Source organism: Halobacillus sp. ABH2_015 (assembly GCF_056158945.1).
In genome coordinates this window covers 2,859,938-2,884,748 of the sequence record NZ_JBSWUG010000002.1, presented here as the reverse complement: position 1 = coordinate 2,884,748, position 24,811 = coordinate 2,859,938, and the positions used below count along the sequence as shown (strand labels likewise).

Genomic DNA, 24,811 nt, shown 5'->3' with positions numbered 1-24,811 from the left:
AATGATTGCCGAAGGGATATTACAGCATCAACCAACAGGACAGGAAAGGAAGTACAGCGTCCATGTTCTTTCTTTGGATGCCCTGAAAGAACTGCAGAGGATGCAGAAGGAAGTGGAGCAGCATGTTGATGATTCATCGACGCTGCAGCCGCTGAGCGAAGAAGAGTTCACGACTATTTTAACAGGCGGAGGGCTGCTGATCGGGGTTTATGTGCGGGATACCCTGGCTGCCTTCCGGGCATTATGGTATCCAGGAAAGCACATAGAGAATCTCGGCCGCGACGTCGGTCTTCCGGAAGCCGAGTGGGAGAAGGTCGTCCATCAGGAGATTTCATGCGTGCTTCCTGAATACAGAGGGAACCGTCTGCAGAAAAGCATGGGTGTTTGGATTATGGAGGCTTTCCACGCAGCTGACCACGGCAGGACTCATCTCTTTTGTACGGTTCACCCTGAAAATCCCGGAAGTTTAAAGGATAAGTTCTCTCAAGGGATGGTCATTGCTGCCGTCAAAGAAAAGTATGCCGGTATGCTCCGCTATATTTTCTATCGTCCGATTTCCAGCCCTGTGCTGTGGGATGAGTCTACCATTGTAACCGTTCAGCAGAAGGATTACGCTGAACAAAAATCTTTGATTGAACATGGGTACGTAGGCGTGCAGTGGCAGCCTTCCACGCTTCTCTTCGCTAAAAAACGATAAATAACAGAGAGGTGATAACGTTGTAGGCGTTGTCACCTTTTTGAGCTTTAGGATTGAAAAAAGTTCCATTCCTCTATAGGATGAGATCATTGGATACGCTACCATAGTGAGGAGAATACCTGTGCGCCATTGGTCGAATTATCTCTATTTATTCTACTCGTTTGTCTTTTTACTGAATATCCTTCATACGTTCTGGGCACATGAAACGCTGTACATAATCATTGGGGTCCTGGGGATGGTGATGACGGCCGTCAGTTTCCCCAGATCGGACCGCGTCTTTAAAATTTTAGGAACCGTGCTGCTGACAGCCGGCGGATTTTTCTACTTTTCCAGTGATGCGGTCCTCTCTGATATCCCTCAATTTTTTGCCGGGAATATCAGTCTGCTGCTGCTCATTTCCATGCTTCCGTGGATGAACAGTGTTGTGAAGGCCGGCAGATATAACAAGCTCCTCCAGTCGCTTATCGGAGGTGGGGATCAGAGCTTAAGCGGCTTGTATACGCGCAGTGAGGTTACGATGGTCTCTCTGGCGGCTTTCTTGAACCTTTCTTCCGCTGCGGTCTCTCAGGATCTGCTGAAGGAAAAATTGAAGCAGATGAACAAGAAGATGAAGAATAACTTCATTCTGATGGTCACCCTGCGGGGCTATTCGCTCGCTCTTCTTTGGAGCCCGCTGGAGATTCTGCTGGCCACATCCATCTTTATTACGGGAGCCGACTACCTCCAAGTGCTGCCATGGATGCTTGCGATTTCCGTGATCGGCATTGCTCTTGATTCGTTTGCGGCAACATTCACGTACAGGGGTGAATCGATTCCAGAAAACGACCGCACAGGAGCAGCTCCATTGAACAAACGGAAGTTCATGCAGTTTATTGCTGCCCTGGTCTTTTTTTTGTGCTTCGTTGTTTTTCTTGGAAATGTCGTCCAGCTTGATTTTCTATTTTCCGTGACGATTGCCATTTTTCCGTTTGCTTTTGTCTGGTCGCTGCTGATCAAGCGCAGGCGCAGTTTTATGAATATTGGGTGGCCGACATGGAAGTGGAAAACAAACCGGCTTGATAACTTTATCGTCCTGCTTCTGACCCTTTCGTTCTTAACGAAAACGCTGAATGCATCCCCTTATCTCCAATACTTACAGGATCCTCTCATCGCAATGGAAGGGCAGCCGATTTTCATCATGTTGTTCATCCAGGCCGCGTTTTTAGTGATGACCCTGCTCGGGGTCCATCCGATTGCTACGATGGGAATCTTTGGAGGGGTGAGCGGACTGTTGACCAGCGCCTTCCCGCCGGTGACCCTTACCATTCTGCTTTCGGTCTGTGCGATAGCCACCGTCCCGTCGGCGCCGTATGGATTGATTGTGACTTTAACGTCTGTGGCATTGAAGGTAAATCCTTACCAGATTGTGCTGCGGAATTTACCATACAGCATCGGGCTTGGTTTTGTAGGCATCGGAGTCGCTCTATTTTCGATGTGGATCTATTGATCTTGTAAAAAACCTCCAAAAATTGGAGGTTTTTTACATGGTTCATTTCTGCAGCAATGGGGTATTTATCTTTTGTCGAAAGATTATAGTTGCAAAATTCGTCATTATTTAACATAATTTTTACAAAGTAACGTTTCTAGTAGTAGTTTGAGTCGACTGGTAAACAACTGAAAAGAAAGAGGGGACATTCTATGAGAGAAGATATGATCCGTGTGTTAGACCAAAGAGATATTCTTGTGAAGGAAAATGAGAAATTGCAGCAGCAGCTGGAAGAAGAGCGTGAGAAAGTATCCATGCTTCAGGAAAAGCTGCAACAGGAGCAGCTGCTTTCTAAAAGTGGTGCTTAATGATCGTTGAGGAAAGAAAATCCCCGGGGTGTTGTTAAACCCCCGGGGATTTTCTTCTTTACTTCATGATGGTAGAACCGCGCAGCAGCTCTGGTTTAGCCCCGAGAATGAGGAGGAAGAGCTTGGCATCTCCGACTTCCCTGTGCTTGTCGAGAAACGCCTGCACGACCGGGAAGTCCTCGTGGTTTTTCAAGCGGTTCACTTCCCTTTGGTAGACGGAGAGAATCGATCCTTTGATAAATTCAGGATGGTAGGATTCCAAGTCTTCCTCCATCAGGAGGGCCCCCATGTATCCGTACTTGATCTGGAGCTGACGTGTGAAGCTGACTACATGATTGAGAATGGCGTACACATCCGGGTAGCGGGTTCGGATGTCCTGGATATCTTCTTTTGCCTCATAGAGCTCACCCAAGCTTGCTAATTTGATCATGTTCATCCACTCCTTTTTCCCATGGTTTTTCTAATCCGATGATCCGTGTTAACTCAGCACTATGGTCGCGGCGGAATCGTCTGCGCTTGGCGCGTTCCTCCCCGGACTTATAAAGGAACTTCTCTTCTTCGGTTTCAGGGATGACGTTTGGAACTTTCACGGCACGTTTGTTTTCGTCCAGAGCTACAAACGTCAAGAAGGCGGTGGCAGCCATCCGCCGCTCCCCGGTAATCATATCCTCGGCAATCACCTTGCAGAAAATCTCCATCGATTTCGTTCCTGTATAAGAAACAAAGGATTCCACACAAACCGAATCCGTCTGATGAATCGGGTGAAGGAAGTCGATAGAGTCTGTCGACGCTGTCACACATTCCTTGACTCTGGCGTGCCTTCTTGCAGAAAGGGTGGCATTGTTATCCAGCTTCTTCATCAACACCCCTCCGAACAATGTATTGTAGTTGTTCAAATCGTTTATCATCACTTGATCTGTATTAATTACAAGGCTTTCTCTGGATCGTTTATCTGTCATTTTTCCGACTTCCTTTCTGTAAATAAAATCATTTCGAAGCGCTTATTCGTAAAGACATGTCCCTACAAAAAGGAGAACACCATCAGTGTAAGCCTGAAAAAAGAGAAAGTGAAATAGCAATCCGGCATTCCTACGATAGACAATATCTATGGAAATGCTTACAACCAGTCAAAAATGGCATGAAAAAATCAGCTTGGAAGTCCAAGCTGATTAATATTCAATGCTGTGCATGCGGTTTTGGGTGTATGCCAGCCACTCTTTGGCGGCAAAGGAGATGTATTGATCTTTCGGCCAGATGATAGCCAGTTCCCACGCCATGGAAGGCTGGGTCACTTTGATTCTGCGGACGTTGTCATTCAGTAGTTGGGAGACGCTTTTAGGAAGCAGGGAAATCCCGAAATTGGAAGCGACCATTTTGCCTATAAAGTTCCATTGAGAGCTCTCCGACACAATTTTCGGCAGGAATCCAGCTTCCTGACAGGCCGTCGAGATCCGGTCATTCAAGACGAAGTCCTTGTTGAATAATATAAAGGATTCCTCTTTCAGTTCCGTCAACTGGATTTCTTCCCGGCCGGCCAGCGGATGTTCCGGATGGAGGACGACTTCCAGTTCTTCCTTTAAGAGGAAAAAGTAATGGAATCGTGCTTCATCCGTCGGCAGTACAGTGATCCCCACATCCAGTTCCTCCTGGAGAATCTGTTCCTCGATCTTTTTTGCCCCGCTTTCGACCAGTTGGAAAGTAATGTGCGGATATTTTTTGTGAAAGCTTCCAAGTGTCTGGATAAACTCCTCGGCATCCATGATCGGCGGCAGGCCGATACGCAGGTGGCCTTTCTGCAGACCGAGCAGGTCATCCAGCTGAGTCGTCAGATTTTGAAAGGCTTTATCGATGGTTTTCGCCTGGGTAAGGATGAGGCGCCCCGCGTCTGTCAGGACGACCTTTTTCCTCCGCCGCTCGAAAAGCTCGACACCGAGGTCGTTTTCGAGGTTTTTAATCATTTTACTGATGGTTGGCTGGGAGATATAGAGGTGTTCAGCTGCTTTCGTGAAGCTTTGGAAGTGTGCGACTTCAATGAAATACTGCAGGTGGCGGATGTCCATGAATGAAATCTCCTTTGACGTTTTTTTCTCATCATAAAGGAGCAGGTTCGAGACATCAATCATGGACCGGATGCAGCAATCACTTGTTTTTGGACAACCGGATTGTGGTAAACACCGAAAAAGGATGAATTTTAGAAGGAGATGAAAAGATGGATAACAAAACAAAACTCGGTAAATCAGATTTGTATGTCAATCCCATTGGTCTTGGTACAAATGCCGTCGGAGGACACAACCTTTACCCGAACCTGGATGAGGAAGCCGGGAAGGACGTCGTCCGGACAGCACTGAACCACGGCATGAATTTTCTCGATACGGCCTTTATTTACGGACCGAAACGTTCTGAGGAACTTGTCGGACAAGTGATGAGCGAATATAAGCGTGATGATATCATCCTTGCGACTAAAGGTGCTCATGAATTCAAGGGTGAAGAGGTTGTGTTCAACAACTCCCCTGCTTTTTTAAAGCAGTCTGTTGAAGACAGTTTGAACCGTCTTCAAACCGATTATATCGACCTGTTTTATATCCACTTCCCTGATGAGGATACGCCGAAAGACGAAGCGGTCGGTGCCCTTAAAGAACTGAGAGACCAAGGGAAAATACGATCCATTGGTGTTTCCAACTTCTCTGTCGACCAGTTGAAAGAAGCCAACAAGGACGGATATGTGGATGTGATTCAAAGTGAATACAATCTGTTCAAACGTGGGGCGGAAGAAGATATGCTTCCTTACACAGCGGACAACCAAATCAGCTTTGTTCCATATTTCCCGTTTGCTTCCGGGCTGTTGGCTGGTAAGTATGATAAAAATACGACGTTCAACGATCTGCGTGCAGAAAACCCATTGTTCCAAGGGGAAGAGTTCAAGAAGAATCTGGATAAAGTCGAAAAACTGCGTCCAATCGCTGAACAAAAAGGCGTGGACATTCCTCATATTGTCCTGGCGTGGTATTTGAATCAGCCATCTATTGATGCGGTTATTCCCGGCGCAAAACGCACCGAGCAGGTCGTCGATAATCTGAAAACGCTGGATGTGAAGTTGAGCGATGATGAAATCTCCAAAATCGATCAAATCTTTTCCTGAAAGCCTGCCTTTGTGCAGGCTTTTTTTTTCTGTGGCTAGAATAAGAAGGGTGGAAGGGGCCATCCTGGAAATAGAAAAGGAAAGAGGTGGAGGATGAAAATTCTTGGATACAGGTATGTTGATGTTTCTGAACACAGCGAGGCGATGGTGGATTTTTTTCAGAACAAACTGGGCATCGAGAATGCGTGGGAGGATACCGAGGAATACCGCGGTGGTATTTTTAAGACAGGAGACAGCTGGCTTGAATTCTGGCACAAAAATGAGTGTATGATGCCTGTGAAAATGCTGCAGCTGGTCGTGGATGATGCGGATGCTTTTGCGTCTCACGCTAAACAGCAGGGGGTTGAGGTTCACGGCCCCATTGAAGAACATGGGGAAAAGATGTATTCGACAACCGCTCCTGACGGGATGCCTGTGACCATCTTATCCTCTTTATAAAAACAAAAGCCCGGCAAATCAGCCGGGCTTTTGTTGTGGGCAGATGTCTATTCTCTTGATTGTAAACGGATACATATTATTTGTCTAATATTAATACTATTTACACAAATCAAACAACTATTGCTTTATAATGGGGGATGTTGGTGTATCGTGTCAATAAATATCGGGGAGGACCACAAATGAAAAAGAAAGGCCTCGTCAAAGGGGTAAGTTCAGTTGTTGTAAGTTCTATGGTGCTGGGGATGTTTGCCGGACCCGCTTATAATGTCAAAGCGGAAGCACCCACAGCAGATACGCTGTTGTTTTCGGAATATGTGGAAGGCGGTTCCTTTAATAAAGCGCTGGAACTGTTCAATGGGACAGAAAAGGATATAGACCTTAGTCAGTTTACGCTTGATCACCATAATGGGGGGAGCGGGGAACCTACCTATTCCTTCGAGCTTAAAGGCACACTGGCCGCCGGGGAAACGCATGTGATTGCGAATGAGAAAGCGTCACCGGATATTCTCGACGTAGCGGATGAAATAACCGATGATCAGACGATGGGCTTCAATGGAAATGACACACTTGTTCTTAAAAAAGATGGAGTGGTCGTTGACTCCATCGGGCAGGTCGGGTTGAGTGATGATTTTGCTAAAGACGTTACACTCACCCGGAAAATGGATCAGCTTACTGGAGATACCGATCTATCAGACAGTTTTGATGGAGACGCTTCGTACAATACTTACCCGAAAGATACCTTGTCTTATTTAGGACAATATCCAGACGATGTTGAACCGGAACCGGATGAGCCGGTGGAATTACAAACAATTGAAGCTGCGAGAAGTGTGGATGATGGGTCGACGGTCAAAGTTCAGGGGATTGTGACAGCATCGTTTGTAGAAGGCGGACAAACCAACATATACATACAGGATGATACGGCAGGCATTGTCGTCCGCGCCGCTGGTCTGGATGCTTCTATTGGGGATGAAGTAACTGCACAGGGATCTTTGACTGATTATTATGGCCTGCAACAGATTGAAACAAGTGCTGAACAGGTATCTGTGACAACTGAAAACAAAGGAATTCCGGATCCTCAGCTCGTGAAAAGTAAAGATTTCTCCTCTGATGAGGGAGAGAACTTCGAAGGTGAATATGTAAAGGTCAATAATATTACCGTTACAGAGAAGAATCAATACGGTGACTATATTGCTGAAGATGAAAAGGGCACTTTCCTGATCTCTCCTAAAACAGAAGTGGAAATGGAAGCCGGTAAAACGTATGAGTTGGTTGAAGGCGTTGTTACGTATGATTTTAATCAATACCGCCTTGTTCCAAGAGAAGAAGCCGATGTCGTTGAAACCATTTTCTCAGTAGCTGCCAGCCCGTCATCAGGCAGCGTAGTGAAAGGGTCCGAAATCAAACTTCGTACCGCCCAGCCGGATGCGTCGATCTACTACACGATGGATGGAAGTGACCCGACAAAAGAAAGTACTGCCTACACAGGTCCTATCACACTGAATGAAGATACAACGATCAAAGCTGTTGTTATCAAAGACAGTGGAGAGGTCAGTGAAACGGCGAGTTTCTCATATGAAGTCATGGCGCCGCTTGATCATGTAGATATTCATGACATTCAGGGTGCAGCTCACGAATCCCCTTATAAGGATATGAACGTGGAGAATGTAGACGGAGTGGTAACCGCCTTGGATGGGAGCAGCGGTTTCTATATGCAGGACCAGGAGCCTGACAGCGAAGTGGCCACTTCTGAAGGTATTTATGTCTATTCCAGAAATTCAGGTGTGGCAGTCGGAGATGTCGTTAATGTCAATGGCCAGGTGAACGAATGGAGAGAAGACGGCTATGATGATGCGGACGATCTCTTGACAACGCAGATTAGTGCGGCTGCTGTGGAAGTGACTTCTTCTGATGAGACGCTGCCGGATACGACGATCATCGGTGAGGACCGCATCCAGCCGACCGAAAATATTGAGGATGACGGTCTGACCAGCTTTGATGCAGAGGAGGACGCCATCGACTTTTATGAAAGTCTGGAAGGAATGCGCGTGGAACTGAAAGATGCCACGGTTACAGGACCTCCAAAGTACGATGAAGTAGCCGTTTATGTAGATAAAAGTGAAAACCAGCGGATGACAAATGCCGGCGGGCTGCTCATTTCGCCTGATGACTACAACCCGGAGCGGGTTCTTGTGGATATCGATGGGTACGATGTTGATGTCACCGTAGGCGATCAGATGGACGGATCGATCACAGGTGTCGTCGGATATGATTACAGTAATTTTAAAATCCGGACAACCGGGGATTTCCCAACGGTTGAAGGTGGCGGGACGGAACGCGAAACGTCTGACCTGCAGGTGGAAGAAGATAAACTGAATGTGGCCACGTACAACATGGAGAACTTCTCTGCGGATACTCCTCAGAAAAAAGTGGACCGCATTGCCGAATCTATGGTAAACAACCTGAACCAGCCTGACATTATCGGACTTGTCGAAGTCCAGGACAATAACGGCCCGACGGATGACGGCACCGTAGAGGCTGATGAGTCCTACAAGAAGCTTATCCAAGCGATTGAGGATGCCGGCGGACCGTCGTATCAGTTCACAGATGTCGCTCCGCTGGATAAGACCGATGGCGGCCAGCCGGGAGGGAACATCCGTGTCGGATTTATCTACAACCCGGAGCGGGTTTCTCTTCCTGACAAAGAAAAAGGGGACGCTGTGACAGCGGTGGATGTGGATGAAAACGGCCTTACGCTGAACCCCGGACGGATTGACCCTGAAAATGAAGCGTTTGATGATTCCCGTAAGCCTTTAGCTGCTGAATTTGAGTTCAACGGGGAGAAAATCGTTGTCGTTACAAGTCATTTTAACTCCAAAGGCGGAGATGATGCCTTGTTTGGAGCCAGCCATCCGATTGAACTGGGCAGCGAAGTCCAGCGGATGAAGCAGGCGGAAGTCGTCAATGAATTCGTCCAGAAAGTCGTGGATCGTGTCAGTGATGCAAACGTCGTCGTGATGGGCGACTTAAATGATTTTGAATTCTCCAACCCGATTCATGCCCTTGAAGGCGATGTGATGACAAATATGGTGGAGAAGCTTCCGGTAGAAGAGCGTTATTCCTATAACTATCAAGGGAACTCCCAGGTGCTCGATCACATTTTAGTGACCAACAATCTTTCCGAACGCACGTCGATCGACAGTGTCAATATCAATGCTGACTTCTCAGAAGAAGCCGGACGTGCCAGTGACCATGACCCGATGCTTGCGCAGATTGATTTCGCGGATACCGCCGAGAGGATCTCCGGTTCAGACCGCTATCAAACAGCCATTGAAGTATCTAAAAAAGGCTGGGATCAGTCGGAAACGGTGGTCATTGCACGTGGGGATTCATTCCCGGACGCCCTGGCCGGAGCCCCGCTTGCGTATAAGCTGGATGCCCCGATTCTTTTGACGAAATCTAATAAACTATCATCCGAAGTCAAGGCAGAGTTGAAACGTCTTGGTGCGGAAAAAGCGGTCATTCTGGGCGGCGACGGTGCGGTATCCGATTATGTCCGCTACCAGCTTGAAGGTCAGGGTCTTTCTGTTGAACGTATTGACGGAAAAGACCGCTATGAGACGGCTGCCAACATTGCCGCTCGTCTCGACGGCAGCCCGGATAAAGCGATCGTAGCAGACGGAAGAAATTATCCAGACGCTCTGTCTGCGGCTTCCTTTGCTGCACAAAACGGCTATCCGATTCTATTGACCAAAACGAACGAACTGCCGTCTGAAACCGAGCGTGCCTTAAAGAATATGGAGAGCACGATTGTTACAGGTGGAACGAAAGCGGTCAGTGATGAAGTTTTGAATCAGCTTCCTGACGCTGTGCGCATCAGTGGAGCAGACCGCTACGCAACAGCAGCGAAGATTGCCGGCGAACTCTCCGGAAATTCTAAAGCCGCTTTCGTTTCTACAGGGCGTGACTTTGCCGACGCTCTGACCGGATCTGTCCTTGCTGCAAAATACGATGCGCCTATGCTTTTAGTGAAGCCGGACGATATTCCGGACAGCATTGATGATGTCATCGAAAGGAAGGACTACCGTAACTTTCATGTACTTGGTGGAACAAAAGCCGTAAGCGATGATGTGCTGAATGGTTTGCAGGACTGAAACGTTCCATCTATTCCTCCAGCATCGGATCTGCCCTTTCCCAGCAGAGGCGGGACAGAACTGATGCCGGAGACTTATAAAAGGGGAGAATGAAGAAAATGAAAAATCTGAATTTGAAAGTGTTGGCAACAGCCGCTGTCACAAGCGCCATTGCATTGGGGACTCTGGCCATTCCTGGAGGAGAAGTAAAAGCCGCTGAGGGCGATTTTGACTTGACGATTATGCACACGAACGATACGCATGCACACTTAGAGAACGTTCCCCGACGTGTGACCATCATTGATCAGATCCGTGCTGACCGTGACCATTCAATCCTTCTTGATGCCGGGGACGTGTTCTCAGGTACGCTTTTCTACAATCAGTACAAAGGCCTTGCAGATGTCCAGTTCATGAACATGCTTGATTATGATGCGATGGTTCCAGGAAACCATGAATTTGATGATGGTCCTTCTGTGTTTGCAGATTTTATTGATCAAGCAGAATTCCCGATCGTCAGTGCCAACATTGACTACAGTAAGGACGAGCGCTTGAACGGATTGTTCAACGATGAAATCGGTATGCCTGGAGACGCTGGGAACATCTATCCAGCTTCTGTCATCGATGTGGATGGTGAGAAAGTCGGTGTGTTCGGTTTGACGACAGAAGAAACGAAGTTCCTTGCCAACCCGGGAGACACTATTGATTTTGAAAACTATCTCCAAAAGGCTGAAGATACAGTGAAGAGGCTTGAAGGGGAAGGCGTCGATAAGATTGTCGCTCTGACCCACCTTGGCGTTAACTATGACAAAACGCTTGCTCAGGAAGTGGAAGGGGTGGACGTTGTCGTTGGATCTCACAGCCATACAAAGCTGGAGGAGCCGCTTGTCTATAACGAAGAGACTGAGCCGACACTTGTCGTTCAGGCAGAGGAATATGGAAATTACATCGGTGATTTAGAAGTTTCCTTCGATGATGAGGGTGTCCTTACGGAGTGGGACGGGAAACTTATTGATGTTGATGAAGAAGATGAAAATGAAGAGTATGTGATTGAATCCGATGAAGAGGCAGCCGAACTGCTTGCTGAACTGGAGAAGCCTCTTGATGAATTGAAGAAAGAAGTCGTTGGAGAAACGACGGTTGCCTTGAACGGAGAACGTAATGATGTAAGAAGTGGAGAAACGAATCTTGGAAACTTAATCACAGACAGTATGCTTGCCAAAGCTAAAGACAAAGTGCCGTCTACTTCAATTGCGATTCAGAATGGTGGAGGCATTCGTGCTTCCATTGATCAAGGACCAATCACGATGGGAGAAGTCCTTACAACGATGCCATTTGGTAACACCCTTGTCACTCTGGACCTAACAGGGCAGCAGGTGTGGGAGGCTCTTGAAAATGCAGTGAGCGACATTGAGAATACCGGCGGCCGTTTTGCTCATGTATCGGGAATGCAATATACGTTCGATCGCTCAAATGAAGCAGGAGACCGTATCGTTAATGTCAAAGTGAAAACAGAGGATGGATATGAAGCGCTTGATTTGGACAAAGAATACACGGTGGCTACGAACGCCTTTATCGCTGCAGGTGGCGATGGATATGAAACATTCAAGGAAGCCAAGGATGCCGGTAAGATGACAGAATTATTCTTTGTAGACTATGAAGTATTCAATGAATACCTGGAAGAGCAGGGCACGGTTTCTCCTGATGAAGAATCCCGTATTGTTGAAAAAACGACAGAACGTGTGAGCGGAGAGGATCGTTACCAAACAGCCGTTGAGATTTCTAAAAAAGGCTGGGATTCTGCTGACACAGTCGTCATTGCCCGGGGAGATGAGTTTGCGGATGCTCTTGCCGGTGCTCCTCTTGCCTATAAGGAAGATGCGCCGATCCTTTTGACAAAGTCCGGAAACTTGAACAGTGAAGTAGCTGCGGAAATCAAGCGCCTGGGTGCTGAAAAAGCGATTATTCTTGGAGGGACCGGTGCCGTTTCTGAATATGTGAAGTACAAATTATCAGGAATGGGTGTCGACGTAGATCGCATCTCTGGGAAAACGCGCTTTGACACGGCAGCCAATATTGCCGCCCGCCTTGACGGAAACCCTGAGAATGTAGTTGTAGCAGATGGATTCAACTATCCGGATGCTCTGGCTGTGGCTCCTTATGCGGCGAAGGAAGGCTACCCGATTCTCCTTTCTAAAACAGATGAGCTGCCATCCATCACCAAAACAGCTCTTGCTGACTTTGAACAGAGCATTGTTGTAGGTGGAACGAATGCCATTTCTGAAGAGGTCGAAGCGATGCTTCCTGACGCTTCCCGTTACAGCGGTAAGACTCGTTATGAAACAGCCTCTACCATTGCAGAACAGCTGGGTGTGCAGGAAGGGAAGACATTCGTAGCGAATGGTCAGAACTTCGCTGACGCTTTAGCGGGCTCTGTTCTGGCTGCGAAGGAAGAAGCGTCCATGCTCCTTGTTAAGCCGGATCAGCTTCCGGAATCCACAAAAGAGACGATTGGAAAGCTTGAAATCAACAACTTCCAGGTGCTCGGCGGTACAAATGCTGTCAGCGATGAAGTGGCAGAGCAATTGGAACAGAAATAAGCATATGAGTATGAGTGAAAAGCCTCTGGTTATGAACCAGGGGCTTTTCATTTGGATGGTATGAAGGATAGAATATTGAAAATAAATTGACAATTATGATTAAGACTAGTAGAGTTATAAAAAAATATCTTATCCAGAGAGGTGGAGGGACTGGCCCTTGGAAGCCTCAGCAGCAGGTCTGTGAAGATACTGTGCTAATTCCAGCGGGTGAACAATCCTGATCGATAAGAGACTTCCATCTATTATTTGTCAGTTGACGCACTCATTCAAGGGTGCGTTTTTTAATTGTTTGCCCACCATCACAAGGGGGGAGACAAATGGAATATCAATTTAAGAGAGAAATGAAAACAAGACACCTGGTGATGCTTTCACTGGGAGGAGTTATCGGTACGGGACTGTTTTTAAGCTCAGGGTACACCATCCAGCAGGCCGGTCCGTTCGGGACAATCCTAGCCTATTTGATTGGTGCTTTGGTCGTGTATCTGGTGATGCTCTGTTTAGGAGAGCTGGCCGTTCATAACCCTGAAACAGGGGCTTTTCATACATACGCTCATAACTACATAGGGCCGGGGACAGGCTTTACTGTAGCATGGCTGTACTGGCTGACGTGGACGGTAGCTCTCGGGTCAGAATTTACAGCTGCCGGGCTCTTGATGCAGCGGTGGTTTCCCGATGTAAGTGTGTGGATTTGGAGTGCGTTGTTCGCCGCTCTTATTTTCGGATTCAATGCCTTTAGTGTGAAATTTTTTGCGGAGGCAGAATTTTGGTTTTCCTCTGTCAAAGTGGCAGCCATTGTCCTTTTTATCATTATCGGATTCGGGGCCGCCTTTGGGTGGATACAGCTGTCGGGGTCAGAACCGGCTCCATTCTTTTCAAATCTTACGAGTGAGGGCTTGTTTCCAAATGGTATAACGGCAATCTTCATGACGATGCTTGCTGTCAATTTTGCTTTTTCCGGTACAGAATTGATTGGGATTGCCGCAGGGGAAACGCAGGATCCAGCGAGAACCATCCCGACGGCAATTCGGACAACGGTGGCACGGTTGATTATTTTCTTCATTGGGACCATTGCCATTTTATCCATCTTTCTTCCAAGTGAGGCGGCAGGGGTTGTGGAAAGTCCGTTTGTCGCAGTCCTTGACCGCATCGGTATTCCTTATGCGGCCGATGTCATGAACTTTGTCATATTAACAGCCATCCTTTCCGCAGCCAACTCCGGATTATACGCGTCGGCCCGGATGCTGTGGTCACTGGCGGACAAGGATACCATCTCCCCGGTGTTTGCGAAGCTGACAAAAAAGGGAGTTCCTTTGACAGCGATCATCTTTAGTATGCTTGGCGGCGGTCTGGCGCTGCTATCCAGTATCATCGCCCCGTATACCGTTTACATCATTCTGGTATCGATCTCAGGGCTGGCTGTAGTCGTCGTTTGGATGAGCATCAGCGCTTCCCACTTCCTTTTCCGGCGGGCGCACCGGCGGGCAGAAGGAAATGATAGTGATTTATCCTACAAAGCCCCGTGGTACCCGGTGGTCCCGATTGCGGCTTTTCTTCTATGCCTGGCATCCTGTATCGGCATTGCCTTTGATCCGACACAGCGGATCGCCTTGTACTGTGGGGGTCCGTTCATTGCATTCTGCTATGCGGCTTATTATGTGAGAGAATCTATGAAAAAGAAAAGGGGAGTAAAACATGTCCAACAAACAAAATCTATCCAATCCCATTGAATCTCTTTTGGAAAAACAATCGATGGTTCTCCTGGACGGGGCTTTGGCAACGGAACTGGAATCATACGGATGCGAGCTTGATGATCCTTTATGGTCCGCAAAAGTGCTGTTGGAAAAACCTGAAGCGATCAAAGATGTGCATGCCTCCTACTACAGAGCGGGAGCAGACATCAGCATCACCGCAAGCTACCAGGCGACGACTGATGGTTTTGCCCAAAGGGGCTTATCAGAAGAAGAGGCTGTCACTCTTATTAAAAAAACGGTCACGCTTGCCGGGGAAGCACGGGACGAAGTGTGGAGGGAAAATCTTGAGCGGCCAAGGCCGCTTACAGCTGCTTCTGTCGGACCCTATGGTGCCTATTTAGCGGATGGCTCGGAGTATTCCGGTCATTACGGCGTCACGGATCAGGTTTTATTTGATTTTCACCAACCACGTATTCAAGCACTTGTTGAAGCGGGTGCTGACGTTTTAGCGGTTGAAACGCTGCCTTCTCTGCAGGAAGCAAAGGTGATCGGTTCAATTTTACAGGAGTATCCATCTGCGTCTGCATGGATTTCTTTTACGTTAAAAGATGGTCAATCGATCAGTGAGGGTACTCCGCTCAAGGAGGTCGCTTCAGCGTTGGAGGGTAATACACATGTGGCTGCTATAGGTGTGAACTGTGCGCCTCTGGAACATGCGGCGGAAGCTTTACAAGAGTTGAACCGCTGTTCGAGCAAGCCGCTGATCGTCTATCCAAACTCCGGGGAAGATTATGATCCGGAAACGAAGACGTGGCATGGGTCTGCCAGTCGGCTTGACTTTCATGAGCAGTCCAAACTCTGGTACGAGCATGGAGCAAGGATCATCGGTGGCTGCTGCAGAACGACGCCCGCCCATATAAAAAAGCTCGCAGACATGTGGAAATCAGAGTGAATAACAGAATCTTTTCAAGCGCCTTTTGAAGCCATGCTGATGAAGCGGCCTTATTCTACCTTATTTACATTAAGTTTACATAAACTTTACATTTGGGTAGAATAATAGAGAGGTGTTTATATGAAAGATTCGATGAAACGTTTACTAACCAGTTATTTCTTTTACTTTTTTATTATGATTTCCTTGAAGTTTATAATTTTGCGTTATCTGCTTCTTCAAGATACGAGTATTTGGGCAGGAATTTGGTATGATGCTTCGTTTATCTTGATTTTTATGGCTCTCATTGAGCTTGTCTTTAAGCGGGGCAAAGCGGCTGCCTATCTTGTTCTGGATTTGTTTTTGTCTCTTTTGTTTATTGGCATGTTGATTTACGAGCGTTACTTCGGAACCGTTCCTACATACTATGACCTATCCCAGCTTAATCAAGTTGGCAGTGTGAATGAAAGCATGTGGCTGCTCGTCAATGGCACAGACTTTCTGTTTCTCGCAGATCTGCTTCTGCTTGTTGTCATTTGGATTGTGGGCAGGACATGGACGTATCCAACGAAACAGACGTCCAATTTCGCTATGTCTGTCTTCCTTATTGCTGGTCTTGTAATCGCCATTTTCAATTTTCAAATGAATAAAGGAGAGCCCATTCTCGACAGCGCTCTTTTTGCTAAGGAAAACGGCTTATTCAATACGCAGTTTGTTCAGTATTACCAGGACCAGACAAACAGTGAAAAAGCCTTCGCTTTTTCCGGTGAAGATCAAAATGTCACGCAGCAGAAAATAGAAGAGCTGAAAGGCAATTCCTATACGCCGATGAGTGAGCATGATCATTTCGGAGTGGCGGAAGATCGGAACTTGATCGTCGTCCAGATTGAATCGCTTCAGGACTTCGTTATCGGTGAATCGATCGATGGCCAGGAAATCACACCGAACATAAATGAATGGCTGAACGATAGTATGTATTTCACGGATGTCTACCAACAGATCGGTTCAGGCAATACATCAGACGCAGAGTTCCTCATGAATACGTCACTTTATCCATTAGGGAAAAAAGCGACCACCGATCAAGTCGGCGGCATGGAACTTCCCTCTCTGCCGAGAATGCTTGATGAAAAGTCGTACCATAACGTGACCATGCATGCCGATGAGGTGGAGTACTGGAACAGGGACGAACTTTATCCAGCTCTTGGTTTTGATGATTATTATGATGATAAGTTTTACGGAGAGAAAGATACGGTCGGCTTCGGACCATCGGATGGATGGTTTTACCATCGCTCGATGGGTGCGATTGATGAAATCGACGAAGAGTATGACAAGTTCTATGCCCATGTGCTGTCGTTAACGAGTCATACACCGTTTGAAATGCCTGCAGACAAAGAAGGCCTGGAGCTTCCTTCTGAGTATGAAGGAACTTTAACAGGGAACTATCTCCAGTCTGTTCATTATGCGGATCAGGCGCTTGGGGAGTTCTTCCAGGACTTGAAAGACCGCGGCCTCTGGGAGGAATCAGTCATTGCCCTCTACGGCGACCATTCCGGTCTTCACGGCAAACTGCTTAAAGACGAGGATCAGGATCTTCTTGCTGACTTTTTAGGGGAGCGGTATTCCTTGTTGAACCGTTTTAATATCCCGTTTATTGTAGGTGTCCCCGGTGAAGAGGAGCTGACAGGAACGAATGATCATACCGGCGGGCAGATTGATATGATGCCGACGCTCCTGAATCTGCTGGGTGTGGAACCGGAGTCCCTGTACTTTGGACATAACCTGCTTCATTATGAGAACAACCTGCTCGGTATGCGTTACTATGTTCCGACCAGCTCGTTCCTGAACAATGGAACGTTCTATATTGCACAGAACAGCCGCTTCGATGCACGTATATTGAATATGCAAACAAACGAGCGGATTGAAGATACGTATAAAGACCCGAATCATGCTTTTAAAGAGGAAAGAGAAGACATTCAACAATTGCTCCAATGGTCGGATGCCTACTTCGAAAGCCTGCGTTAAAATAAGAACTATACAGAACCTTGTCCTATATTGGGTAAGGTTCTTTTTTTCTGTCGGGAAATGATAGAATTATGAATTTTTAATGGAATGGTGTCCTTCTGTTTACAAACTGGAAGGATTTTGGTAGTTTATGAGTTGTGTCTTCTATGATTAGGTACATAGGACTATTGTGAACAAAATTTGTAAATCTACTATTATATTTTCCGCTGTCCATTATAAAAGTATTGTCGAACGATGAGGCTTATTCTATAATTATCTAGTCTATTGAAGAAATATGTTTAAGAGGAAGTGAGCTCATATGCTACTGATCCCTATTGTGCTGATCATCGTTCTAGCTGCTGGTATTTATGAATGGCAGCGTCATAAAAAGAACATCGATGCTCTGCCGATACGCGTCAACATCAACGGGGTACGTGGGAAATCCACGGTTACACGTCTTGTTACGGGGATTGTAAAAGAAGCGGGTTACAAAACAATTGGAAAGACAACAGGAACGTCTGCCCGGATGATTTTCTGGGATACACCGGAAGAACAGCCGATCAAACGGCGTCCGGAAGGTCCGAACATCAGGGAGCAGAGAATGGTTGTGAAGGAAGCCGTCGATCGTGGTGCAGAGGCCCTCGTCAGTGAGTGCATGGCAGTGAATCCTGACTACCAGATCACGTTCCAGGAAAAGATGCTCCAGGCCAATATCGGAGTCATCGTAAACGTCCTGGAAGACCATATGGATGTTCTGGGTCCGACATTGGAAGAGGTGGCTGAATCCTTTACGGCTACGATTCCATACAACGGTCATTTAATTGTTTCAGAAAGTCCTTATGTAGAAATGTTTAAAGAGATTGCAGCGAAACGAAACACCGAGGTGATTGTTGCGGATAACAGCAGAATTTCCGATTCGTTTTTACTGCAATTTGAATATATGGTATTTCCTGAAAACGCTTCGTTAGCATTAGGCGTCGCTCAGGCCCTCGGTATCGATGAGGAAACAGCATACAGAGGAATGCTGAACGCTCAGCCGGACCCGGGAGCGATGAGGATCCTCCCGATGGGAGACCAAGAGAAACCATCTTACTTCGTGAACGGTTTTGCTGCGAATGATGCCGTTTCTACAATTAATATATGGAAACGTGTGGAGTTCCTCGGATATCCGACAGAGAATCCGATTGTCGTCATGAACTGCCGGGAAGACCGTGTGGATCGTACGGAACAGTTCGCCCGTGACGTTCTTCCTTTCATTCCAACGGATACGCTTGTGTTAATCGGGGAAACGACCGAACCGATTGTCACGGCGGTTGACGAAGGAAAGATCAAAGTGGAAACGCTGCTTGATTTAGAAGGGAAGACGACGGATCAGATTATGGATGTCCTTTCAGAGATGTTCACGGACCGCGTCATTTATGGAGTTGGAAACATTCACGGAGCTGCAGAACCGATGATTGAACGAATGCAGGATTATAAGATTCAAACAAGCGTCAGCTGACGAGGGGGAAATGAAAGAAATGTTTGGTTCGGATTTATATATATCCCTTGTATTAGGGATCATTCTAAGCTTGATTTTTGCTGAGAAAACGGGTGTCCTGCCCGCAGGCCTCGTTGTACCCGGATATCTGGCTCTGGTCTTTGACCAGCCGATTTTTATTGCGGTTGTCTTTTTTATTAGTCTACTCACTTATGTCATTGTTACATTTGGAGTTTCAAAGTTTACAATTTTGTACGGACGCAGAAAGTTTGCAGCGATGCTGAGTGTAGGGATTGTACTCAAGCTGCTGTTTGATTTCCTCTACCCGGTTGTTCCATTTGAGATTATGGAATTCCGCGGCATCGGGGTTATTGTACCAGGGTTGATCGCTAATACGATGCAGAAGCAGGGCTTGGTTGTCACAACAGCAAGTACATTGCTGCTCAGCGGTCTGACTTTCTTGATCATGACGGTTTATTACCTGATTTAAGGTGGATATCACATGTCTAAACAATTAGATTTCAAAGAGAAACTGCTGAAGAGGATTAAACGTGATAAAAAGGCCACCCCAAAGCATGTATTCATCGCTTTGATTGTGACCTTCCTGTTTATCGCGGGATTTGAAATGTTTTATACCCAGCCTGTCCCGGAAGCTGAATCCAAGGAAGATTCTGAGTTCAGTGCCACATTCGTAGGCGATATGATGTTTGGGCGGCACGTGCTGGAGGTTACAGAGAATAAAGGGACCGACTTTCTTTTTGAAAATGTGGCCCCGTACTTCCAGAGTTCTGATTATGTGACAGGTAACTTTGAGAATGCGGTCACCCTTCAAGACGAAGAGAGTTACCAGAAGCTTGAAAAATCGATTCATTTAAGTTCAGATGCTTCACCTGTCCAATCACTGGCGAGGATGAACTTCACGAACATCAACCTTGCCAACAACCACACGATGGACTTCGGGGAGCAGGGGATGATTGAAACGATGGCATCCCTTACCGAAGCAGGACTTCCTTATGTGGGGGCAGGGGAAAACATTGAAGAAGCTCAGGAGATTGATTATCAGGAGATCAACGGTTTGAACGTTGCGACTCTTGGGTTTTCTGATGTTCCTGTAGCCGGTTCCGAGGCCCTGCAGTTCCGTGCAGGTGTGGCAGATGCCGATCCTGAACAGTTCCTGCCTTTAGTACAGGAAGCGAGTGAGAACTCGGATATGGTCTTTGTCCATATCCACTGGGGAGCCGAGTACGACAACGAACCGCACCCGAGACAGCGGAAACTGGCCGAGGCGATTGTGGATGCAGGAGCAGATGTCATCATCGGGCACCACCCACACGTCTTGTCACCGGTGGAAGTGTATAAGGATTCTGTAATCTTTTACAGTCTTGGAAACTTTATTTTTGACCAGGGATGGTCCAGAACACGCGATAGTGCTCTGGTCAATTACAACTTGATGGATGACGGGACAGGCCGTTTCGAAATCCTCCCGATGAGGATCAGGGAAGCGAGACCATCCTTGACGACCAATCCTTATAACCAGAAGAAAATCTTTCTGCAGTTGACTCGTGGAGAGCCACAGGAAAACTTCACAGAGGAGAACGGCAGATTAACGATAGAAGTCGATCATTCATCCATTTTAGAGCAGAAAAACAACAGCCAGTAATTGTATACCGGCGTTCTACATTAAAAAAGGAGTGCGTATGAAGATGAAAGTAGTTAAATCGGTGTTTCCATTTGTTTTGTTGTTCGGAGCTATGTTTTTTATGACGCAGTATAAGCAGCTGGAAACATTGTCTGCTACAGAGGCGTACCAAATTGATGTATTCCAGCAGGAAGCGGAGGCAGCAGCTGAGGAGCAGTCAGAACCTTTGACGGCATCAGCAGAAACGAGTGCCGGCATGGAGAGTGTCCAGTCCGAGCAGCCTCAGACGGAAGCTGCTGTAGAAAATGATTATGCTGTCACAAGTGATGGAAGTATTGTCCGTGTTTATAACAACTCCGGTGAGCAGGTCTATCAAACGACATTGACCGACTGGGAGCAGAACCGCGAACAGTACTATGAAAAGTATAAGCTTGGGTCATAATGTTGGAGCACATTCTTAGGAATGTGCTCTTTTTCAAAAGCATAGAGTATTTGTTGTTTGAAAGTTTTTATCATATAATAGAAATCGTTCTGAAAATACTAAAATTACATGGGAAATGTTATAGAGACATAAAGGACCAAAGATTTACGAAAGCTGTAATTCTTAAATCAATCATTTAAAAAGATGAAAGGTGCGTCGGGATGGATGGAGAATAAAGGGTTGTTTATTAGCCTCTTTATCATTGTGGTTGTAGGCGTCGGTATTGTGTACTACAGTCAAGGGAAGTTTCAAAGTGATGAAGTGGATTACGAAGTGGAGACGACGGATCCGATTGAAACGACGAATGGTTACGGGGTCAGTTCCACACACCCGCTTGCCGTTCAAGTAGGGATGGAAGTTTTGGAAAACGGGGGAAATGCTGTTGATGCAGCTGTAGCGGTTACATATACCCTTGGTGTGGTAGAGCCCTATGGCTCCGGAATCGGGGGCGGAGGGGAAATGCTGGTTCTTCCAAGTGACGCAGACACCCCGAAAAGTTACAACTACAAAGAGACCGCACCACTTTCCGGTGGCGATCCACAGTATAATTTCGCCATTCCAGGCATTGTTAAAGGAATGGAAGCCATTCATGAAGACTACGGTACGACAGATATAGCCGAGTTGATCGATCCTGCTGTCACTTATGCAGAGGAAGGTTTTACAACGGACAAGCATTTGACAGATCGTCTGCAGGGAGCGGCCTACCGGATGAACATGAGCCAGCTTCAAAACTTTTATCCACAAGGGCAGCCGGTTGAGCCGAACCAGACATTGAAGCAGCCGGAACTGGCTGAAACGCTCCGCAAAATCCAGGAGCAGGGATCTTCCGTTCTTTACTCCGGTGAAATTGCGGAACAGATTGCCGGAGAAGTCAACGGAGTGGAAGTCAGCGACTTCGGCGCTTATGAAGTTGTCGAGAGCGAACCGGTCCAAGGGGAATTTGCCGGCTTCGATGTGTATGCGTCTCCGCCGCCGCTTGCAGGGGCAACGACCATTCAGTCGCTGCAGATGGCTGAAATGCTTGATATTAAAAGTTCAGAGGGAACCTCTTCGGATTTCATCCATTTGATCGGGGAGATTTCTAAGCGGACCTATGATGATCGTCTGAGTGAAATCGCTGACCCTGATTTCCATGAGATCGAAACGGATAAAATCATGACGAAGGAATACTCTGAGGAAATGGCTTCTACGATTTCCATGGATAAACTATCGGAGAACTATGAAGTCGATGATTCGATTGCTGATATCGAAGATGATGATAATACGACCCACTTCGTCATTGTAGATAAAGACGGGATGATGGTGACAGCGACGCACTCCTTGAGTAACTTCTTCGGATCTGGTAAGAATGTCGCCGGAATCTTCCTGAATGATACGATGAGAAACTTCAGTATGAATGGGTTGAAACCGAATGATAAGGAGCCTGGAAAACGCCCGCGCAGTTTTACTTCACCGACAATTTTAACGAGTGACGAGAAAAAGATTGGCATCGGTACACCGGGTGGGAAAAGGATCCCGCAGGTGCTGACACAGGTGTTGACCCGTAATCTCCTGTTTGATGAACCGATTGAAGAGGCTATCGCTGCTCCACGTTTTTACATCGAGGATGACAACATCTTTGTAGAAGAAGATTTTGACCCTGCGGTAAGGCAGGAACTGGAAGAACGAGGGTATACCGTATACCTGGAAGACTCTGCTTTCTACTACGGCGGAGTGCAGGCGCTTGTTGTTGATGAAGTCAACAGCACGATGTACGGCGGTAAGGATGACCGCCGCGATGGAGCCTGGCAGGTGAAAGACAGCGAATAATGTAAACAAATGAAGACTGCCGTCCGATATTAGGACTGCAGTCTTATTTTTTTGAGCTTATTTATAAAGCAGAGGAGAAGTGATGGTGAAACGATTTTTTTACGGGGTCTTGACGTTGATGGTTTGTACGGTTTTATTGTTGGATGAAAAGCTTGTGGATGCCGCTCTGACGTCCGTTGTGGAGGAAGCTGAGAAGCATGTAGGTGTTCCTTATCAATACGGTGGTGAATCTCCTGCAGAAGGATTCGACAGCTCAGGGTTCAGCCAGTATGTATACGAGGAAGGAGCCGGCATCGATCTGCCGCGGACCGTTCGCGATCAGGCGGCGTTTGGAGCTTCTGTACAGAACAATGAGCTTCAATCCGGGGATCTGCTCTTCTTTAGTAAAGATGAGACGAGCGGTGTGACCCATGTCGGTATCTATGCAGGGAATCAAACGATGATTCATGCTTCAGCATCCAAAGGCATTGAACTCATCAATTATGAAAACAGCAGCTATTGGTCTTCCCGTTATACGAAAGCCGTGCGGGTGAATGAAGAACCGGCCGGATCATCTGTTTCAACTTCCCACCCGATTGCCATGGAAGCCTTAACCCATGTAGGCGCGCCTTATGTCTACGGTGGAGAGCAGCCGGATGGTTTTGACAGCTCGGGATTTGTGCAGTATGTCATTCAGCAGGTCCTGAATTTTGATATGCCTCGGACGTTGGCCCAACAGATTGGTATGGGAGAGCCGGTGTCCAGGGAATCGATCCAGGAAGGGGACATCCTTTTCTTCAGCAAGGATGGAAGTAAGCCTACCCATACGGCTGTATATGCTGGCAGTGATCAAATCGTCCATCCTACTTTATCGAGCGGTGTAGAAGTGACCGCATTTGAAGGAAGCAGCTATTGGAGTGGGAGCTTTATGGAAGCCCGCAGAATCACAGAAGGTCCTCAAATCGCTGAAGATCATGATCTCGTAGCAGAGGCCTTGAAATACTTAGGGGTCCCTTATGTCTTTGGTGGTGAATCACCGGAAACAGGCTTTGACTGTTCCGCCTTCACGCGGCATGTTTTTGAAAAGGCCGGGCAGATCTTCCTGCCTCGTTCCACGGATCAGCAATGGCAGGTAGGCGAAGATGTGGACCTTGCTGATATCCAGCCGGGGGACGTCGTCTTTTTCAGTGACACGTACAGAGAAGGGATTTCTCACAACGGGATTTATGTCGGAGACGGGCAGTTTATTCACGCCTCCCGCTCAGAACAGGTGACCATTTCCTACTTGAGCGAATCGTACTGGCAGAAGAAGTTCACCGGTGTAAAACGATTTGACGGTCTACAGATCCCGAAGGAGCATCCGGTCGTCTCAGCAGCGACCCAGTTCATTGGAGAAGTCCCTTATCAGTCCGGAGGCACGACACCGGAAGGATTTGATACGGCAGGATTCGTTCAATACGCGTTCCAGCAGGGAGCGGGGATTTCTCTGCCGCGGTATGCGGACGACCAGTGGAATACAGGGGCAGAAGTAGCGAAGGAAGACTTACAGCCTGGAGATATCGTCTTCTTCCAGGGCAGCTACTTGAACCCTGCAATTTATATCGGGAACGGCCAGGTGGTCCATGTGACGTTATCGGATGGGGTGAGAGTCACGAACATGCATACCAACAGTTACTGGGCTCCTAAATATTACGGCGCTAAAAGGATCAACTGAATGCTAGGAGGACCGCGCTTCCCTGGAGGCCACTGAAAATTCCTTCCTATCAAGAGAAGTGGTTGGAGGTGGTTGTTGTTTCTCACGAATCTCTTGTCGATGGATGCTTGCCGGGGGGCACGGCCTCAGCTAACTTGGTCAAGAAGATCACTTGACCAAGTGGATCTTCGGCTCGCGCTGTTCCCGCAGGCGTCACCATCGAACGCTCATCGTGGAATCAACGGTGTCTTATCTAAAAGGCTCTGTTATTGCTTG

Annotated in this window: 19 protein-coding genes and 1 riboswitch; of the genes, 16 read left to right on the top strand and 3 right to left on the bottom strand. The window is 47.3% G+C overall.

Annotated elements, in window-relative coordinates; genetic code table 11:
• Window position 1 precedes the first annotated feature (1 nt).
• From ACXAD6_RS15120 to ACXAD6_RS15110, 3 genes are all read left to right on the top strand, one after another.
• A complete protein-coding gene (locus ACXAD6_RS15120) occupies window positions 2–697 on the top strand; it encodes a GNAT family N-acetyltransferase (protein WP_474969583.1) in 696 nt (231 codons plus the stop codon).
• A 121-nt stretch (window positions 698–818) separates the two neighbouring features.
• Window positions 819–2,183 (top strand): hypothetical protein, encoded by a 1,365-nt coding sequence (locus tag ACXAD6_RS15115; protein ID WP_474969582.1) that lies wholly within the window; start codon window positions 819–821, stop codon window positions 2,181–2,183.
• 191 nt (window positions 2,184–2,374) lie between these two features.
• Window positions 2,375–2,530, top strand: a complete 156-nt coding sequence (locus ACXAD6_RS15110; RefSeq protein WP_474969581.1) for a hypothetical protein — start codon at window positions 2,375–2,377, stop codon at window positions 2,528–2,530.
• Between the two features lie 58 nt (window positions 2,531–2,588).
• Here ACXAD6_RS15110 and ACXAD6_RS15105 read toward each other — a convergent pair whose 3' ends face one another.
• The 3 genes from ACXAD6_RS15105 to cidR form a co-directional block, all read right to left on the bottom strand.
• Complete coding sequence (locus ACXAD6_RS15105; protein WP_474969580.1) at window positions 2,589–2,960, bottom strand: hypothetical protein; 372 nt, start codon at window positions 2,958–2,960, stop codon at window positions 2,589–2,591.
• Window positions 2,935–3,489: an acyl-CoA thioesterase gene (locus ACXAD6_RS15100; RefSeq protein WP_474969579.1), complete on the bottom strand. Its 555-nt coding sequence runs from the start codon at window positions 3,487–3,489 to the stop codon at window positions 2,935–2,937. Before ACXAD6_RS15100 ends, ACXAD6_RS15105 begins: the two co-directional genes overlap by 26 nt.
• A 210-nt stretch (window positions 3,490–3,699) precedes the next feature.
• Window positions 3,700–4,590, bottom strand: a complete 891-nt coding sequence (gene cidR, locus ACXAD6_RS15095) for a cidABC operon transcriptional activator CidR (protein WP_474969578.1) — start codon at window positions 4,588–4,590, stop codon at window positions 3,700–3,702.
• A 149-nt stretch (window positions 4,591–4,739) separates the two neighbouring features.
• Between cidR and ACXAD6_RS15090 the strand changes: the two genes are divergently transcribed.
• The 13 genes from ACXAD6_RS15090 to ACXAD6_RS15030 all read left to right on the top strand — a co-directional run bounded on the left by ACXAD6_RS15090 (window position 4,740) and on the right by ACXAD6_RS15030 (window position 24,556).
• Window positions 4,740–5,669, top strand: a complete 930-nt coding sequence (locus tag ACXAD6_RS15090; RefSeq protein WP_474969577.1) for an aldo/keto reductase — start codon at window positions 4,740–4,742, stop codon at window positions 5,667–5,669.
• A 93-nt stretch (window positions 5,670–5,762) separates the two neighbouring features.
• A complete protein-coding gene (locus ACXAD6_RS15085) occupies window positions 5,763–6,107 on the top strand; it encodes a VOC family protein (protein ID WP_474969576.1) in 345 nt (114 codons plus the stop codon).
• Between the two features lie 179 nt (window positions 6,108–6,286).
• Complete coding sequence (locus ACXAD6_RS15080; protein ID WP_474969575.1) at window positions 6,287–10,258, top strand: cell wall-binding repeat-containing protein; 3,972 nt, start codon at window positions 6,287–6,289, stop codon at window positions 10,256–10,258.
• 98 nt (window positions 10,259–10,356) lie between these two features.
• Window positions 10,357–12,834 carry a cell wall-binding repeat-containing protein gene (locus ACXAD6_RS15075; RefSeq protein ID WP_474969574.1) on the top strand — a complete coding sequence of 826 codons (2,478 nt, stop codon included), beginning with the start codon at window positions 10,357–10,359 and terminating at the stop codon, window positions 12,832–12,834.
• 126 nt (window positions 12,835–12,960) lie between these two features.
• Window positions 12,961–13,065: riboswitch (SAM riboswitch) on the top strand.
• 86 nt (window positions 13,066–13,151) lie between these two features.
• Window positions 13,152–14,561: an amino acid permease gene (locus tag ACXAD6_RS15070; RefSeq protein WP_474969573.1), complete on the top strand. Its 1,410-nt coding sequence runs from the start codon at window positions 13,152–13,154 to the stop codon at window positions 14,559–14,561.
• Window positions 14,527–15,477, top strand: a complete 951-nt coding sequence (mmuM, locus tag ACXAD6_RS15065; protein WP_474969572.1) for a homocysteine S-methyltransferase — start codon at window positions 14,527–14,529, stop codon at window positions 15,475–15,477. Before ACXAD6_RS15070 ends, mmuM begins: the two co-directional genes overlap by 35 nt.
• 273 nt (window positions 15,478–15,750) lie before the next feature.
• A complete protein-coding gene (locus ACXAD6_RS15060) occupies window positions 15,751–17,475 on the top strand; it encodes an LTA synthase family protein (RefSeq protein ID WP_474969571.1) in 1,725 nt (574 codons plus the stop codon).
• Between the two features lie 298 nt (window positions 17,476–17,773).
• Window positions 17,774–18,955, top strand: a complete 1,182-nt coding sequence (pgsB, locus tag ACXAD6_RS15055; protein WP_474969570.1) for a poly-gamma-glutamate synthase PgsB — start codon at window positions 17,774–17,776, stop codon at window positions 18,953–18,955.
• A 19-nt stretch (window positions 18,956–18,974) separates the two neighbouring features.
• Window positions 18,975–19,424: a poly-gamma-glutamate biosynthesis protein PgsC gene (gene pgsC / locus ACXAD6_RS15050; protein WP_160837953.1), complete on the top strand. Its 450-nt coding sequence runs from the start codon at window positions 18,975–18,977 to the stop codon at window positions 19,422–19,424.
• 12 nt (window positions 19,425–19,436) lie between these two features.
• Window positions 19,437–20,594, top strand: coding sequence for a CapA family protein (locus ACXAD6_RS15045; protein WP_474969569.1), 1,158 nt, complete (start codon window positions 19,437–19,439; stop codon window positions 20,592–20,594).
• A 43-nt stretch (window positions 20,595–20,637) separates the two neighbouring features.
• Complete coding sequence (locus ACXAD6_RS15040; RefSeq protein ID WP_474969568.1) at window positions 20,638–21,015, top strand: hypothetical protein; 378 nt, start codon at window positions 20,638–20,640, stop codon at window positions 21,013–21,015.
• Between the two features lie 183 nt (window positions 21,016–21,198).
• On the top strand, window positions 21,199–22,863 hold the full coding sequence (locus ACXAD6_RS15035; RefSeq protein WP_474969567.1) for a gamma-glutamyltransferase family protein: 1,665 nt from the start codon (window positions 21,199–21,201) through the stop codon (window positions 22,861–22,863).
• An 85-nt stretch (window positions 22,864–22,948) separates the two neighbouring features.
• A complete protein-coding gene (locus tag ACXAD6_RS15030) occupies window positions 22,949–24,556 on the top strand; it encodes a C40 family peptidase (RefSeq protein ID WP_474969566.1) in 1,608 nt (535 codons plus the stop codon).
• Window positions 24,557–24,811: the final 255 nt, after the last annotated feature.